This is a genomic window from Micromonospora sp. NBRC 110009 (assembly GCF_030518795.1).
Lineage (GTDB): Bacteria > Actinomycetota > Actinomycetes > Mycobacteriales > Micromonosporaceae > Micromonospora.
The window spans coordinates 1,778,623-1,792,785 of record NZ_CP130427.1 but is presented as its reverse complement, the minus strand read 5'-3'; the positions used below and the strand labels follow the sequence as shown (position 1 = coordinate 1,792,785).

15 protein-coding genes are annotated in these 14,163 nt (G+C 74.4%); 2 read left to right on the top strand and 13 right to left on the bottom strand.

All coding sequences use genetic code 11. The features are described from left to right. The first annotated feature begins 86 nt into the window (after positions 1–86). Complete coding sequence (locus tag Q2K19_RS08570) at positions 87–542, top strand: Lrp/AsnC family transcriptional regulator (protein ID WP_302769232.1); 456 nt, start codon at positions 87–89, stop codon at positions 540–542. A gap of 190 nt (positions 543–732) precedes the next feature. Here Q2K19_RS08570 and Q2K19_RS08565 read toward each other — a convergent pair whose 3' ends face one another. Beyond that, positions 733–1,656, bottom strand: a complete 924-nt coding sequence (locus tag Q2K19_RS08565) for a Nif3-like dinuclear metal center hexameric protein (protein WP_302769231.1) — start codon at positions 1,654–1,656, stop codon at positions 733–735. Positions 1,657–1,696: 40 nt separating this feature from the next. Further along, complete coding sequence (locus Q2K19_RS08560; RefSeq protein WP_302769229.1) at positions 1,697–2,359, bottom strand: HAD family hydrolase; 663 nt, start codon at positions 2,357–2,359, stop codon at positions 1,697–1,699. A gap of 191 nt (positions 2,360–2,550) precedes the next feature. Between Q2K19_RS08560 and Q2K19_RS08555 the strand changes: the two genes are divergently transcribed. Then, entirely contained in the window at positions 2,551–3,879 is a 1,329-nt protein-coding gene (locus tag Q2K19_RS08555) for an RNA-guided endonuclease InsQ/TnpB family protein (RefSeq protein ID WP_302769228.1), read from the top strand. 74 nt (positions 3,880–3,953) lie between these two features. Here the strand turns inward: Q2K19_RS08555 and Q2K19_RS08550 are convergent, their stop codons facing one another. From Q2K19_RS08550 to eccB, 11 genes are all read right to left on the bottom strand, one after another. Beyond that, a complete protein-coding gene (locus Q2K19_RS08550; RefSeq protein ID WP_302769225.1) occupies positions 3,954–4,601 on the bottom strand; it encodes a C39 family peptidase in 648 nt (215 codons plus the stop codon). Between the two features lie 247 nt (positions 4,602–4,848). Further along, a complete protein-coding gene (locus Q2K19_RS08545) occupies positions 4,849–5,259 on the bottom strand; it encodes a pyridoxamine 5'-phosphate oxidase family protein (protein ID WP_302769223.1) in 411 nt (136 codons plus the stop codon). Positions 5,260–5,308: 49 nt separating this feature from the next. After that, positions 5,309–5,650 (bottom strand): YkvA family protein, encoded by a 342-nt coding sequence (locus Q2K19_RS08540; RefSeq protein ID WP_302769222.1) that lies wholly within the window; start codon positions 5,648–5,650, stop codon positions 5,309–5,311. 40 nt (positions 5,651–5,690) lie between these two features. Further along, positions 5,691–6,485, bottom strand: a complete 795-nt coding sequence (locus Q2K19_RS08535) for a hypothetical protein (protein ID WP_302769220.1) — start codon at positions 6,483–6,485, stop codon at positions 5,691–5,693. Positions 6,486–6,618: 133 nt separating this feature from the next. After that, the gene (locus Q2K19_RS08530; RefSeq protein ID WP_302769217.1) at positions 6,619–7,074 is read right to left on the bottom strand and encodes a hypothetical protein; all 456 of its coding nucleotides are present in this window, start codon (positions 7,072–7,074) and stop codon (positions 6,619–6,621) included. Between the two features lie 126 nt (positions 7,075–7,200). Continuing rightward, a complete protein-coding gene (locus Q2K19_RS08525) occupies positions 7,201–9,531 on the bottom strand; it encodes an FtsX-like permease family protein (protein ID WP_302769215.1) in 2,331 nt (776 codons plus the stop codon). After that, complete coding sequence (locus Q2K19_RS08520) at positions 9,528–10,211, bottom strand: ABC transporter ATP-binding protein (protein ID WP_302769213.1); 684 nt, start codon at positions 10,209–10,211, stop codon at positions 9,528–9,530. The genes Q2K19_RS08525 and Q2K19_RS08520 overlap by 4 nt, the downstream gene beginning before the upstream one ends. Beyond that, the gene (locus tag Q2K19_RS08515) at positions 10,208–10,732 is read right to left on the bottom strand and encodes a PadR family transcriptional regulator (RefSeq protein ID WP_302769212.1); all 525 of its coding nucleotides are present in this window, start codon (positions 10,730–10,732) and stop codon (positions 10,208–10,210) included. The genes Q2K19_RS08520 and Q2K19_RS08515 overlap by 4 nt, the downstream gene beginning before the upstream one ends. Before the next feature lie 111 nt (positions 10,733–10,843). Then, entirely contained in the window at positions 10,844–12,079 is a 1,236-nt protein-coding gene (locus tag Q2K19_RS08510; protein ID WP_302769211.1) for a WXG100 family type VII secretion target, read from the bottom strand. After that, positions 12,072–12,446 (bottom strand): hypothetical protein, encoded by a 375-nt coding sequence (locus Q2K19_RS08505; RefSeq protein ID WP_302769208.1) that lies wholly within the window; start codon positions 12,444–12,446, stop codon positions 12,072–12,074. Before Q2K19_RS08505 ends, Q2K19_RS08510 begins: the two co-directional genes overlap by 8 nt. A 116-nt stretch (positions 12,447–12,562) precedes the next feature. After that, positions 12,563–14,050 carry a type VII secretion protein EccB gene (eccB, locus tag Q2K19_RS08500; protein ID WP_302769205.1) on the bottom strand — a complete coding sequence of 496 codons (1,488 nt, stop codon included), beginning with the start codon at positions 14,048–14,050 and terminating at the stop codon, positions 12,563–12,565. Positions 14,051–14,163 lie beyond the last annotated feature (113 nt).

The window sequence follows — 14,163 nt, the reverse complement described above, 5'->3', positions numbered from 1 at the left end:
CCACTCGGTGACTCACGTTCGGAAGCAAGCTAACATGACCGAACTTGGATCGGCAGAGTGGAAAATCACCGAACGGAGGAGGAGCTGTGGACGAGGTGGACCGGAAGTTGCTCGCCGCGCTGCAAAGCGACGCCACCCAGTCGTACGCCACGCTGGCGGGCGCGGTCGGGCTCTCCACCGGCGCCGTCCACGACCGGGTCCGGAAGCTGCGCGAGCAGGGGGTGATCCGGCGGACCACGGTGGACGTCGACCCGGGGGCGGTCGGCCGGGGCGTGCTGGCGTTCGTGCTGGTCGAGGCGAACGCCTGGATGGGCGACCGGCCCACCCACGAGGCACTGGCCGCGCTGCCCGAGGTGGAGGAGGCGCACGTCATCGCCGGCCCCGCCTCGCTGCTGGTCAAGATCCGGGTCGGTACGCCCGAGCAACTCCAGGCCAGCCTGCGCCGGCTCTTCGAGGTGGAGGGCGTCACCGGCACCCAGACCGTGGTGGTGCTGGAGAGCTTCTTCGAGCGCCCGCTCGACCCGCACCCGCAGCGCCCCTGACCTGGCGTCGGGCCGGTCGTTGCCGAGGCGACAAAAGTCGGGCAACCGCCGTGCCCCGTTCATTCCGCCGTCACGCCGTCGGTCGGTGGCTGCGGTTGCGTGGTGGTGCACGACGTGCTCTCCCGGATCGTCACCAACTGATCCGACCGGGCGCACTCCCGTTCGCACCAGGGACGGGAGGGCGCTCCCGTCAGCGCCACCACTCCGGCTCCCGCAGCGGCACGACCTCGATCCCGTGCCGCTCCCGGAACCAGGCGGCGAGCTGGGTCTCCAGCACCAGCTGCTCGCTGGCCGCGTGCGACACCCCGACCAGGGTCATCGGGGTCCCGGCCGCGAACTCGCGGACCTGGTCGAACTTGCGGCGGCCGTACTCCCCCTCGATCCGGACGTGCAGCTCGCCGGTCAGGTATGCCTGCGCGCCGAGCCGCTCGGCGTGCGCCATCTCCTCGACGTGATCGCCGACGCCGCCGATCACGGCGATCCGCTCGATCACGTCCCGCCGCCGCCCCGCCACCTCGACCAGGTCCACACCGAAGATCTCGCGGGCCCGGGTCACCAGGTCGGCACTGCTCAGCGGCGGCACCTCGCAGAGCAGTCCGGCGTGTCCGTCCCCGTACGGCCAGAACCGGTCCACGATCGTGCCGTCGAGTGCCTCGACGATGGCGGCGGCGGTGCCGACCCGCAGCGAGGTGTCCATCGGCGCGTGGCAGGCGTAGAGGCTGAGCCCGGCGTCGCGGAGCTGCGCGAAGCGGGCGGCCGGGATGGGCACGAAGCCCTCGGCCCACACCCCGGACGGGTGGCCGTTGCGCAGGTCGATCGGGTGATGGGTGACCAGCAGGTCGCCGGGCGCGGCGGCGGGCAGCCACCGGTCCAGAACCTCCGCCGACGGGAAGCAGGCGACGAAGACCCGGCCGACCTCGGGGCGACCCTCGATCATCAGGCCGTTGAACCGCTCGGCGAAGCGGGGCGTGACGTACCGCCGCCAGTCGATCCCGGCCTCGTCGTGCACCCGCGGCACGTGCCGCCGCATGGCGGTGTCCGGCTCGGCGTCCGCCAGCTCGAACAGGTCGTCGAGATCGGCGGTGAGCGTGGCGAGCGGCAGCGTGCGGGGCATGGCGGCACGCTAACCACGGTTCTCCCGGGCGACCAGCCGATTACCTCTCCCGGAGCAGGGCGGGCAGGTCGCCGAGGGTGGTGAGAACGTGGCCCGCCCAGGCCGGGTCGGTGTCGTTGTGCTCGGTCGTCCGGAGCACGGTCATGCCGACCGCGGTCGCGCCGGCCAGCTCGCCGTCCGCGCCGTCCCCGACGAAGTAACACTCGGTCGGGTCCACACCCAGCCGCTCGGCCGCGGTCCGGTAGATGGCCGGGTCGGGCTTGGCCAGGCCGACCTCGCAGGAGAAGACGGCCACGTCGATCCGGCGGGCCAGCGGACTGGACCGCCACGCCTCGGCCGTCTCGGCGGTGGCGTTGCTGACCAGGCCGATCGGATGGCCGTCGGCGCGCAGCGCGTCCAGCACCGCGAGGGTCGCCGCCGGGACGTTGCCGAGCAGTCGGACGGCCAGCTCCCGGCGGTGCGCCGCCGCCCGGACCACCTGCTCCTCGGTCGGTGTGCCGCCGAGCCGCCGGGCCAGGGTCCGTACCGTCTCCACGGTGTCCCATCCGGTCATCCGCTCCCGCCAGGTGGCGTGGTACGCGGCGACCAGCGCGGCCGGCTCCACCCCGACCGTCCGGGCCATCTCGCCGATCACCCGGTCCCGCTCGGGGTCACCGCCGTGCACCAGGGTGTGGAAGAGGTCGAAGACCACCGGGTGCGGCACGGTCCAGATGCTAGTGCTGTGGCCACTAACGTTCGCCGGTTTGACCACTGCGGCGGAAAGTGTCGTAGGGGTGGTGTTGGCTCCGGTTCGTGCCTCGCCGTCGGGACCCTGCCGCGCCACTGGTCGTGCATCGCACGGCTTGTCTTGGCTTGCGGGTGACGCCGGGGCAGCGGCGGCGGTGCGTTGGGCTGTTGCGTTCGGGCGGTGACCTGTGGGCGTGCCTACTGGAAGTCAACGCCTGGCGACGTCGCCGCCGTGATGCGCCGCTGGTGGGGTATCAGGAGTTGTGTCGGGAGCTTGCGGCGTCGGGACCGGGTACCTTCGGTGAGCTGGACTCCAAGGGTGCCCGGTCGGTGTTGCGCCGGTTTTCGGATGCCTGGTTCGCGGCAGCGAAACGACGCAAGGGTGGTGACCTGTCGGCGCGGTTTCCGCGACGCAAGCGTGGGCTGATGCCGGTGCGTTGGTATCACGGCACGTTCATCCTCGACGGGCGTCGGGTCCGGCTCCCCACTGCCAAAGGCGCCCCGCCCCTGTCGGTGCGCTTGTCGCGGGAGGTGCCGTATCCGGTCGAGCAGGTCCGGTCGGTCACCCTGCTGTGTGAGGGCGGCCGGCTGTTCCTAGACGTCACCGCCGAAGTCCCTGTCGCAACCTACCCGCCCGGTTGTGGACCGGATCCCGGCCGGGTGGCCGGGGTCGATCTGGGAATCATCCACCCGTACGCGGTGGCCGGCCCCGACGGTGCAGGGCTGTTGGTGTCGGGGCGGGCGGTCCGCGCCGAGCACCGCATGCACCTGGCCGACACCAAAGCCCGCCGCCGCGCCGTGGCCGGGCGGGCGCCGAAGCCCGGGCAGAAGGGGTCACGGCGGTGGCGCCAGTACCGGCGTCGGGCCCGTATGGCGGAGGGTCGGCATCGGCGCAGGGTCCGACAGGCCCAGCACGAAGCCGCCTGCCAGGTGGTGTCCTGGGCGGTAGAACAACGGGTCGGTGTGCTGCGCGTCGGGGACCCGCGCGGGGTGCTCGACCTTGACGCGGGGCGACGGCACAACCTGCGGCTGCGGCAGTGGCAGATCGGCCGGCTCCTACACCTCACCGACAAAGCTGTCCTGGTCGGCATCACCGTCCGGCTGGTCGACGAACGTGGCACGTCCTCCACCTGCCCCGCTTGCCAGCGGCGCGTGCCGAAACCTCGTGGGCGAACGCTGTCCTGCCCGCATTGCCATTTCTCCGGGCACCGCGACCTGGTCGCGGCCGCCACCATCGCCACCCGCCTCCCGGGTGGCGGACCCACCACCCCGACAGCCGCCCCCATGCTGCCGCAGGTGGTCACGCACCGTCGAGCCGGCCGACACCTTCCCGGTGCCGGCCAGTCCCGACGTGACCCCCGCCGCCCCGGGGCGGCGAGAGGATCAGTTGGCCCGCGGAGGCCCGCCCCACCACCCGGTGGGGAGTCGCTCGCCCCGACGGCGAGGATCCACAACAACCACCAGCAACCCGGTGAACGTTCGTGGACACCGCACTAGCGAGGTCCGCTCGGCACGACACGACGAAGGGCCGGCCTCCCCTCCGGGGGAGACCGGCCCTTCGTGCTGCTCGGTCAGGAGCTGTAACCGCGGCTGGCGATCCAGTTGGCCAGGTCGGTCACGTTCATCCAGTACGTCGGCTCGTTCGGGCTGGCCGGGTCGGCGATCAGCACCGTGTTGCCGTCGTCCTTGTACTCCACCACGGTCAGGTAGTGGCCGGGGTAGCTGTGCGCGACACCGTCGATGTCCAGCGCGCTGCCCAGGACGTTGGCCACGACCGGGCGGCCCTGGTCCACCGCGGCCTTGACGTCGACCCGCAGCCGCTCGATCTGCGCCTTCGTCGCCACGTCGTCCCGGATCTCGGTGGTCTTGTACTTGCCACCGGAGTACTCGTTGAGCACCCGGGTGATGTCGATGGCCGAGTCGGTGCCGTTCTCGGTCGTGCCCAGCTTCTTGGCCAGCTCGTCCTGGCTGATCTCCTTGCCCTCGGCCGACAGCGCGATGCGGGTCGAGGCCGGGCCGCAGTAGAAGTAGTTCGGCTGCGCCTCGTACTCGTAGGCGTTGCTGCGCCCGCTCTTGCTGCTCTTGTCCTTGGCCTCCGAGGCGACCGGCTTGGCCTGTGCCGGGGCGGCGTGCGCGGCCACGGCCGGGCCGGCGACGACGCCACCGGACATGACCAGACCGGCGACGGACAGCATGCTCTTACGGAAGATCGAGTTCATGTCGAAGCTCCATTCGGGGGTTTGCCGTCCCGCGGAACGTCCACGGGACGGAGCACCAGGAGTGGCGCTCGGCTTGCTCTCGGGGGATCTCGGCGCGCCCGGGGCGCGGCCCCGCTCGGCCGTACGGAAGTAGTAACGGTCGGTAGCGGCGGTCGATTCCGCCGCCGGAGTGGCACCGGACACCCTCAAACCGGACAACGGGTGCGAGATGGGGAGGCACGCCGCAGCCGACGCGAACGCAACAGCGTCAGGGGAGGCTGCCGAGCAGGCGGGTGACGGCGATCTCGAGGACCACCCGCTGCGGGTTCGGGCGCGGCGGGCGGTAGCGCTCGGCGTACCGGCGTTCGGCCTCCGCCACGGAAACGGGGTCTCGGCGCAGCACCGCCCGCCCCTCGATGGTCAGCCACCAGCGGCCGTCCACCTGGCAGACCGCCACCGGGGCGCCCGCCGGGCCGGCCGCCGCGACGTGCCGCGCCTTCGCCGAGGTGCCCGAGGTGATCACGCGGGCCAGCCCGGCGTCCGGGTCGAAGGTGACGCCCACCGGGACGACGTGCGGGGTCCCGTCGGGTCGCGGCGTGGTCAACGTGGCGAGGTGCCGGTCCCGGAAAAAGGCCGCGACCCGCGCGTCGCGTGGGTCCAACCGGTGGTCGCCCGCCATGCCCCGTCCTCGGTACGTCGATCCGGGCCGGTCGTCGGCCCCGGCCCGATCATGGCACGGGCCGATGCGGGCGACCCGGCGTCGCCGGGGACTCCGACCGATCGGGCAGCCCGCGCTGCGCCGCGCGGTGCCGGGCGACCAGCCGGCCCAGGTAGAACAGGGCGCCCGCCAGCACGCCCATGTCGTCCAGGTAGATCGGGTCGGGGAGCAGGTCGACCGGGAGGATCGCGTAGATCAGCGCGCCGTAGAAGGCGACCTTGCCGCCGACGCCCAGCGCGCCGAGCAGCCGGCGGGTGCGCACCACCCGGACGGCGAGCCACACCGCGCCGACCAGCGTCGCCAGGACGACGACGCCGGCGAGCGCCACCAGGAGCCAGGTCTCACGGGACACGAGGTCACGCTAACCGAGCCGGGCCATCTCCGCGCGGCGCTCAGTACGCCGGCACGGCCTCCCGCCCCCGGGCCACCGCCTCGCGGGCCGGCAGCTCCCGGGTGATCTCCGGGCCGGCCAGCTCCACGATGGATAGTGCCGACTGCGGCCGCGCGGCCGGGCGGGTCGCCGCGTACGCCTCCTCGCGCAGGCTCCGCGCGGCGGCGGCGGCCAGCTCGGCGGCCCGCCAGGCGGCCTGCTCCCGCTCCCGGGCCGTCTCCTGCCGGGTGCGCAGGTTGCCCAGGACCAGCCGGCGCAGCCGCAGCTCCTGCTCCACCGGGTGCCGACGGGGGTCCCAGCCGCGGTGTCCGAGGATGTCGCTGAGCTGCTCGACGGTGATCTCCTTGCGCCACTGCGCGTCCAGCGCCGCCCGGTGCAGCCAGCGCTCCCGGTCCGCGTACTCGGCGGGCGTCCGGGCCGTCCGTGGCAGGGGCAGCGCGGCGGCCGCCGCCAGCCGGCGGACGTCCTGCTCCGCCGCCTCGTACTCGCGCCAGGCCTCCTCGACCTCCTCCTGCGCGGCCAGCCACTCGGCCCGCCGCCGCTCGGCGGTGGCCGCCGCACGGGTCGCCGCGACCTCCACCTCCTGCGCGTACCGGGCGCGTTCCCGGGCCTCCTCGGCCAGTTCCAGGCTGGTCGGCATGGCCGCCTCGCTGATCCGCTCGCCGAACACCGAGCGGAACCGGTCCGGGCGGACGATCAGGGCGGCGACGGCGATCGCCGCCACGGCGAGCAGGGCCAGCCAGATCAGGGCGGCCTGGGGAATGTCGGGCAGGACGGTGGAGAAGACGGTCTGCATCACCAGCACCTCGTGGTGGGACGTTCGGAAGTCGGGGTCTGGGGCCCGGTCGACGGGCGGCGCGTCGCCCGGTCGGGTCATACCCGCTGGGCGGTGCGGGAACACCGGGGGCCGCGTGGGGCGGCCGGCGCGATCAGGCGCGCGGCGGGCCGCGGCGGGCGACCGACTGCCGGCCGGGATCGGCCGGGGCCACCACCGGGGCGGCGTCCACCCGCGCCGACGCGGCGTCGCGGTCGAGGTCGCGCGGCGGTACGCCGGTGGCCGGCGCGGTCCACACCGTGTGCGGGTGCCGGGCGGCGGAATCGACGGTGGTCGCCCCGGCGTCCGGGGCCCAGGTGATGGCGGCGGTGTGGCCCGGCCCGACGGCCACGGTGCCCGCCGGCGGATCGTCGACCGCCAGGTGGGCGACGTCGATGCCGGCCAGCGGACGGACCGTCGCGGCCGGACGGAGCGAGTCGCCGGGGGCGGGGACGGTAACCCCGTTGAGCCCGACGGCGAGCGCCAGGGCGGTCGCCGCCATCCGGGTGAGCCGACGCAGCGAGCGCAGCGTCGCCGCCCAGAGGGGCGGGGCCAACGCTACGGACTGCACCGTTTCAACCTATCGGTCGGATCCGACTCGTGCAGCTCGACGATCATGCCGAGTGACGTGACCCGTCCCACGATGCGCTGTGGACAGACCCGCCCGGTGCCCCCGAACCACCGGGTGGGTCGTCGCTCATTCCGCCCGCAACCCGTCCGGCCGGGTCAGCCGCCACAGCACCGGCAGGCTCGCCCCGGTCACCAGCAGCACCACCGCGGCGCCGAGGCCGACGCCGAGGCCGACCACCGGCCAGCTCACCACCACCGGCGCGCCGACCATGCGGAGCAGCACGGCACCCATGGCCACGCCGATGCCGACGGCGAGGACCAGCCCGGCCAGCACCGGCACCCCGGTCTGCCCGAGCACCGACCAGCCCAGCGTGCGGCGGGGCGTCCCGACGGCCACCAGCGTGGCGAGCAGCCGGCGTCGTTCCCGGAGCTGCTCCAGGACGCCGACCAGCATGCTCACCGCGATCAGCAGCAGGGTGACCACCGCGCCGATGAGCAGCCCGCGCCGGACGTTGGCGAACTGCCGGTTCTCCCGGGTGGGGTCCAGCGTGAAGACCGTGGCGGACAGGTCGAGCGCGGCCGCCCCGCTGCGCAACCGCTCCAGCGCGTCCCCGTCCGCCGGGTCCAAGCGGACCAGCGCGGTGGCGGTGAGCAGGTGCGGCGGCAGCGACGGGACCGCGCCGGGGGTGACCAGCAGACCGTTGTGCCGCACCCCCATCGGGTCGTCCCGTCCCGGCACGGTCCGGGCGCTCGCCGGCACCCGCCAGGTCCCGGCGCCGTCGCCGAAGCTGACCGGGGCGCCGGGGCCGAAGCCGGGTGCGGGCTCGGCCCGCCAGGTCAGGAAGACGTCGCCGTCGGCGCAGGAGCCGAGGTCCGCGTACTCGGCCAGCGCCGCGCAGTCGCCGATCCGCACGTCCGCGACGTCCGGCCCCGCGGTGGGGCTCGCGGCGGCGCCGGGAGTCGGCAGCGCCGCCAGGGACAGCGTGCCGATGCTGCCGGTCACCCCGGGGAGGGCCGCGATCCGCGCCAGCGCCTCCCGGGGCTGCGCCGGGTCGGTCAGGGAAACCATGGCCTGGGCCCGGGACGGGTCCGCACCGGTGCGCTCGCGGAACTCGTCCTGCACCCCGGCGACCAGCATCTGCAGCCCGATCGTGCCGGCCACGGCCACCGCCACCCCGGCCACCAGCCGGGCCGAGGCGGCGCTGTCGAGCTGGAGCCGTCGCACCGCGAGCTGCCAGGGCGGCGGACCGCCGCGCAGCCGGCGTACCAGCAGGTCGACCAGCCACGGCAGCAGGGTGACCGTGCCGATGAGCAGCAGGATCGCGCCGGCCGCGACCTGACCGTCGGTCGTGGCGGAGCGCTCGCTCCGCGCGCCGGTGACGGGGAGCAGCAGGGCGAGCCCGGCGGCGGGCAGCAGCAACCGCCACCAGAGCCGGCGCCGGACCGGGGTGGCCCGGCGGGTGACCCCGAGCGGCGTCACGACGACGCCGCGCAGAGCCAGCAGCGCCAGCCCGGCGGCGAGCAACGGCACGGCCAGCGCCACCACCGCCACCAGCCACGGCGTCGGCCGCAGGTCCGCCGGGAACACGCTGATGTCGTAGGGCGAGACCAGCGCCGCCAGTTGGCGGCCGGCGAGGAAGAACACCCCGCCGGCGGCGAGCCCGAACAGCGCGGCGGTGCCGGCCTCGGCGGCGGCGATCCGGCGGACCATGCCGGCGTCGGCGCCCAGCAGCCGCACCGCCGCGAGCCGGCGGTCGCGTTGCTCACCGCCGAAGCGGACGGCCGCGCCCAGGAACACCACGATCGGCAGCAGCAGCACCACGAAGACCACCACGACCAGCAGCCAGAGCACCGGCCCGAACTCCTCGCCCGGGCCGCCGCCGCCGAAGTGCGCCAGCCGGCTGCCCCGGTCCGCCGGCACCGCGTCGCTGCCCAGGTAGAAGGCCAGCTCGTGTGGCCCGGCCAGGCCCTCGGGCGCGATCGTGCCGGTGACCCGGGCCCCGCCCAGGCGGGGCGTGAGCAGCGGCCCGTCCGGCGAGTCGAGCAGCTCCCGAAGCGCCGGCGAGACCACCACCTCGCCGTCGCGGGGGAAGCGCGACAGTCCCGGCGGCAGCGGCGCCGCCGGGCCGTCCGGGCGCAGGATCCGCCCCCGCACCGGGTGGTCCCGGAAGATGGTGTCGACGGTGACCACCCGGACGGTGTTGGCCGCCGCCGGCAGTTCCGCGTGCGCGCCGGCGTCGTACCGGGCCTCGCCCCGCGCCTGACGGGCGTCGATCGCACCCGGCACCGCCGCGGCGAGCAGCAGCATCGCCACGCCGACGCCGACGCCGAGCGCGGTCAGCAGCGTCCGGGTCCAGCCCTCCCGCCCGCCGCTGACCGCCATCCGGGCCCCCATCAGCAGGTCGCCCAGCCCGGCCCGCAGCCGGCCGCCGGGCCGGCGGGTGTCCGGCGCGGTCACGCCACCTGCTCCAGGCTGCGGGCCCGGCCGTCCCGGACCACCACCTCGCGATCCGAGTACGCGGCCACCCGCGGCTCGTGGGTGACCAGCAGTACGGCCGCCCCCGTCTCCCGGGCGGCCCCGGAGAGCAGGCGCATCACCCGCTCGCCGTTGAGCGAGTCGAGGGCGCCGGTGGGCTCGTCGGCGAAGACCACCCGGGGGCCGGTGACCAGCGCGCGGGCCACCGCCACCCGCTGCCCCTGGCCGCCGGAGATCTCGCCCGGCCGCTTGCCGGCCACCTCGGTCACCTCCAGCCGCTCCAGCCACTCGGCGGCCCGTCGTTCCGCCTCCCGGCGGGGCACCCGCTCCAGCCGCAGCGGCAGCGCGACGTTCTCCAGGCAGGTCAGCTCCGGTACGAGCTGTCCGAACTGGAAGACGAAGCCGAATTCCCGGCGGCGCAGGGCGCTGCGCGCCACGTCGGAGAGGGCGGTCAGCTCGGTGTCCCGGTAGCGGACCCGGCCACGGTCGGGGGCCACGATGCCGGCCAGGCAGTGCAGCAGGGTGGACTTGCCCGACCCGGACGGGCCCATCACCGCCACCACCTCGCCAGCGCGTACGGAGATCGAGGCCCCGGCGAGGGCCGGGGTGGGCCCGAAGGACCGGTGCAGGTCCTCGCCGACCAGCAGCGGCTCGGCGCTCATCCCTGCACCTCCTTCGCCAGTTCGTCCAGGCGGGCCGCGGTGAGTTCCAGCCAGCGCAGGTCCGCCTCCAGGTGGAAGAGCGCGTGGTCGCAGATCAGCTGCTCGGCGAGGTCGCCGTGGGTCTTGCGGCGGGTCAGCTCGCGCATCAGCCGCAGGTGCTCGGTGCGCTGGGTGTCCAGCAGGTCGCCGGCGGGACGGCCGGTGAGCAGCGCGAGCACGACCTTGGTGTAGAGGACGCTCTGCAGGTACGGCTCCGGCTTCTCGGCCTGGGTGAGCCACTGCTGGACGTCGGTCACCCCCGCGTCGGTGATCGCGTATCGCTTGCGCTCGGGGCCCTCGCCGGGCTCGACCGAGTCCACCGTCACCAGGCCGTTGCGCAGCAGGCGGGAGAGGGTCGAGTAGACCTGGCCGAAGTGCAGCGGCCGGGCGTGCCCGAACCGCTCGTCGTACGCGCGCTTGAGGTCGTATCCGTGGCGGGGGCTGGACTCCAGCAGCCCGAGGAAGGCATGACCGATCGACATGGCGCGACTATACACATCAGGTATACGTCGCAGGTATACCTGGATGGTGGCAACGAAAACGGCGCGGCGTCCCTCCGGAGAGGGGCGCCGCGCCGTCAGGTCAGGGTGCGGTCAGTCGGTGCTGCCGAGGACCGGCGGCGGAGCCGACCGGCCGTCGCCCCAGACCATCTCGTCCTCGGTCAACCAGGTGAACCGCTCGTCCGACTCGTCGTCGTCGTGCTCGCCGTGCTTGCCCAGCACGCCGTTGCGGCCGGCCATCGCGGGACGCCCACCGCTGCCCCGGCCGCCGTTGGACCGGCTCTCCGCCTCGACCACGAGGCCCCGCCCGCCGGCCAGCCGCCCGGTGCCGGCCGCCGGCCGGTTCTCCATCCCGCCGATCCGGCCGGAGGCGGGCGTGCCGGAGCCGGCCAGCGACCCGGTCCCCGCCCCGGGCAGCCCGAAGATCGAGTTGCCACCGGCGGTCGGCACGGTCGAGGGGGCGCTGGCGGCGGTGGTGCCGGGGAGGCCGGTCATCGGGCCGGTGTTGGTCAGCGGCGCGGTGGCGCCCGCCAGCGAGGTGCCGGTCGGGTCGACGGCGCCGACCGAGCCGACGCCGCCCGGCTGCCCCGCGCCGGTCTGCCCGGTGCCGCTGCCCGGCGTGCCACTGCCCGGGGCGGTGTGGTGGACGCCGGTGGTGGTCGCGCTGGCGCTGGCCCCGGGACCGAACGTGCCGGAACTCGGCCCGCCGGCGGGCGTGCCCACCGACGGCCCGTTCTTCAGCGAGGAACCGGACGGGTCGGAGTGCCCCGGCAGGCGGTTGTCGGGCTCCTCGGGCACGACGATCCGGCCGTACGCGGAGAAGTCGTAGCCCTCGGCCAGGTCGGCGACGACCTTCACCATCCGCTGGTGCGCCTTCTCCTGCTCGGCCTGGTCCTGCTCGTGGCCGACGACGCCGCCGATGACCGCGCCGGGCAGGCCACCCACGAGGAAGCCCTTGGCCGCACCGGAGAGCAGCTTGTCGTTGTCGTCGGTCTCCTCCGGGCTCTCCGCCTTGGCCTGGGCGGTGCGCAGCTCGGAGGCCATCATGTCGAGCCCCTGCCGGATGCCGGCCATCCCCTCGGCGAGGTTGCCCGAGTAGTCGACGACCAGGTTCAACCGCTGCTGGAACTCCCGCGACGCCTCGCCCGTCCAGGTCTTGGCCAGCGCCTCCAGGTCGCCGGTCAGGTCCCGGCCGAGGCCCTCGAGGGTGTCCTTCAGCGAGCTCCACTGGGCGCTGAGCGCGTCGACCTGCTTCGGGTCGCCGGCGGTGACGCCCTGGTAGAGCTCCTTGTGGCTGACGTGCTCGTAGCGCTGGGTGTACTCAGACACGCGGATCCTCTCCCTTCGCCGGCTTCATCGCCGCGGAGAGCCCGGAGAGTGCGGCGATGATGTCGGCCGCGGCGGCCGCGTTGCGCGCCTCGGTGGTCCGGTAGTTGGTCATGATCGTCTTGGTCGCCTTCTTGGCGGCCACGATCGCCCGGTGCAGCCGCTCGGCGTGGTCGACGAAGCTCTGGTGCGTCTCGGAATAGCGACGGGCGTTGTCGGTCGCGTCGGTGAACCTGCCCAGCGCCGGCGGCCGGCACTGCATCTCGGTGTTGAGCTTCTTCAGCACCGACTCGGCCTCGCTGAGCCGTCGCTCGAGCCGCTGGTGAAAGTCCTCCAAGGACAGTACGTCTACTGTCGTGCGCCCGCTCATGGCTGCATCCCCGTAGTCATCGTCGAGAACCGTTGGCCACGCTCAGGTTAGTCGACCCGGGCCAATGGAGGCGACCCGTTCCCATCCCGTACCTCCACATCGGACGCCCGGGCGGCTCAACCGCCCTGGGCCGACCCGGTCGCCGGGGGGCCCGATGCATCCGTCTCGTCCGGATCGTCCTTCGCCGTGCCACCCGACCCGGCCCCCGGATCGAAGTACGCCATGGCGTCCCGCTTCTCCAGTGCCGGCCCGGTCGGCACCAGCGCCAGCAGGGACGCGGGCACCGCCAGCGGCGTCACGTCGCCGTAGCCGAGGGCCGTCCTCGCGTCCCCCGAGGCGCTGCCCAGCGGGTAACGGACCCCCTGGGCGGTGATCAGGTAGACCGTGGAGCCGGCCGCCGCCTTCCCGGTCTCCCCGGTCGTGGCCTGCGCCAGCACGCCCTTACCGCCCGGCAGCAGCACGCTCTCCGCGGTCCGCACGGCGTCCCGGGAGCCCTGCCGCGCGGCCACCCCGGTCTCCGCCGTCAACTCCGCCGGGGGCTGGTCGAAGACCTCCAGCGCGGTGGTCGGCGGCTGGCCCGCGCCGGACGACCGGTAGGTGACGCAGAGTACGGTCCGCCCGGTCCGCACCTCGTGCAGCGTGGGCAGCTTCTGCGGCAGGCCCTCGGCGTCCAGCCGCTGGTCGGTCAGGAGCCGGCCGGCCTGGTTCGGCGTGATGTCGGTGATCTGGCCGCCGTCGCCGAGCAGCAGCAGCGCGGTCATCTCCGTGATCGCCACGAGCCCCTGCCGGCTCAGCACGTAGTACTGGTCGGCGGCGCGGAAGACCTGACCCACCCGGGCCGGCCGGTCGGCCACCGCCAGGCCGCTGGAGCTGCCGGACCCGTCGATGCTCGGCTTCCGCAGCGCCGGCCCGACCGGCACCGCGTTGAGCAGTTGCTGGCCCACCGTGAGGGTGGGCGCGCCGGCCATCTTCAGCGCGGCCAGCGCCTGCTCGTCGCCGACCACGCGCAGCCGGGAGCCGCCGGTGAGCAGGTACCGGGCGTCGTCCGTGCGGACCAGCACCGCCTGGTCGGTGAGCGGCGTGCCGCCCGGCAACTGCCGGTCGATCACCAGTCGGGTGGTCGAGCGCTGCGGGTCGACCGGGTCCGGCACGTCGCAGACCGACCAGGGGAGGCCGACCAGCGACTTGCGGTCCGGCACGTCGTCCGGGGCGCCCACGATGCCGACCGCCCGGCCGCGCGGCCGGTCCTTGATCGAGGCCTGCGACATGGTGCGGACCGGCGGGTCGGCCTTGTCGAGGATCAGCCGGGCGGACGCGTAGTTGAGCGTCGGGTGCAGCAGCCCGTCGGTGAAGACGTAGGTGGCGCCGGTCTCCCGCTCGATCACCAGCGTGTCCGCCTCCAGCGGCGCGGCGTTGCCGGTGAACTGCCCGTACGCGCCGGCGCCGCCGAGCACCACCGCGGCCGCGATGACGCTGCCGAACACCGCCATGCCGAGCCGCCGCATCGGCAGGTCGTTGGTCTCCGGGTCACCGGAGAGCAGTGCGGAGACGATGCGGCGGGTGACGAAGCGGTACGCCTGCACCTGATCGCGGCGGGTCCGCATGACTAACCTCCGGCGGGGGTGGATCCCGCGACGATCAGGTCCGAACTCCGTCGCGGGCTTCCCTACGATAAGGGGCCGCCGGGGGTTCACCGGGACCCCGCCCGCCCTCCCGG

Bases quoted from the DNA above. Each gene is read 5' to 3' on its own strand.
- Q2K19_RS08565 (WP_302769231.1), bottom strand. From the start codon at position 1,656: ATGCCCCGCACGCTGCCGCTCGCCACGCTCACCGCCGATCTCGACGAC.
- Q2K19_RS08550 (WP_302769225.1), bottom strand. From the start codon at position 4,601: ATGAACTCGATCTTCCGTAAGAGCATGCTGTCCGTCGCCGGTCTGGTC.
- Q2K19_RS08545 (WP_302769223.1), bottom strand. From the start codon at position 5,259: ATGGCGGGCGACCACCGGTTGGACCCACGCGACGCGCGGGTCGCGGCC.
- Q2K19_RS08535 (WP_302769220.1), bottom strand. From the start codon at position 6,485: ATGCAGACCGTCTTCTCCACCGTCCTGCCCGACATTCCCCAGGCCGCC.
- Q2K19_RS08520 (WP_302769213.1), bottom strand. From the start codon at position 10,211: ATGAGCGCCGAGCCGCTGCTGGTCGGCGAGGACCTGCACCGGTCCTTC.
- Q2K19_RS08515 (WP_302769212.1), bottom strand. From the start codon at position 10,732: ATGTCGATCGGTCATGCCTTCCTCGGGCTGCTGGAGTCCAGCCCCCGC.
- Q2K19_RS08505 (WP_302769208.1), bottom strand. From the start codon at position 12,446: ATGAGCGGGCGCACGACAGTAGACGTACTGTCCTTGGAGGACTTTCAC.
- eccB (WP_302769205.1), bottom strand. From the start codon at position 14,050: ATGCGGACCCGCCGCGATCAGGTGCAGGCGTACCGCTTCGTCACCCGC.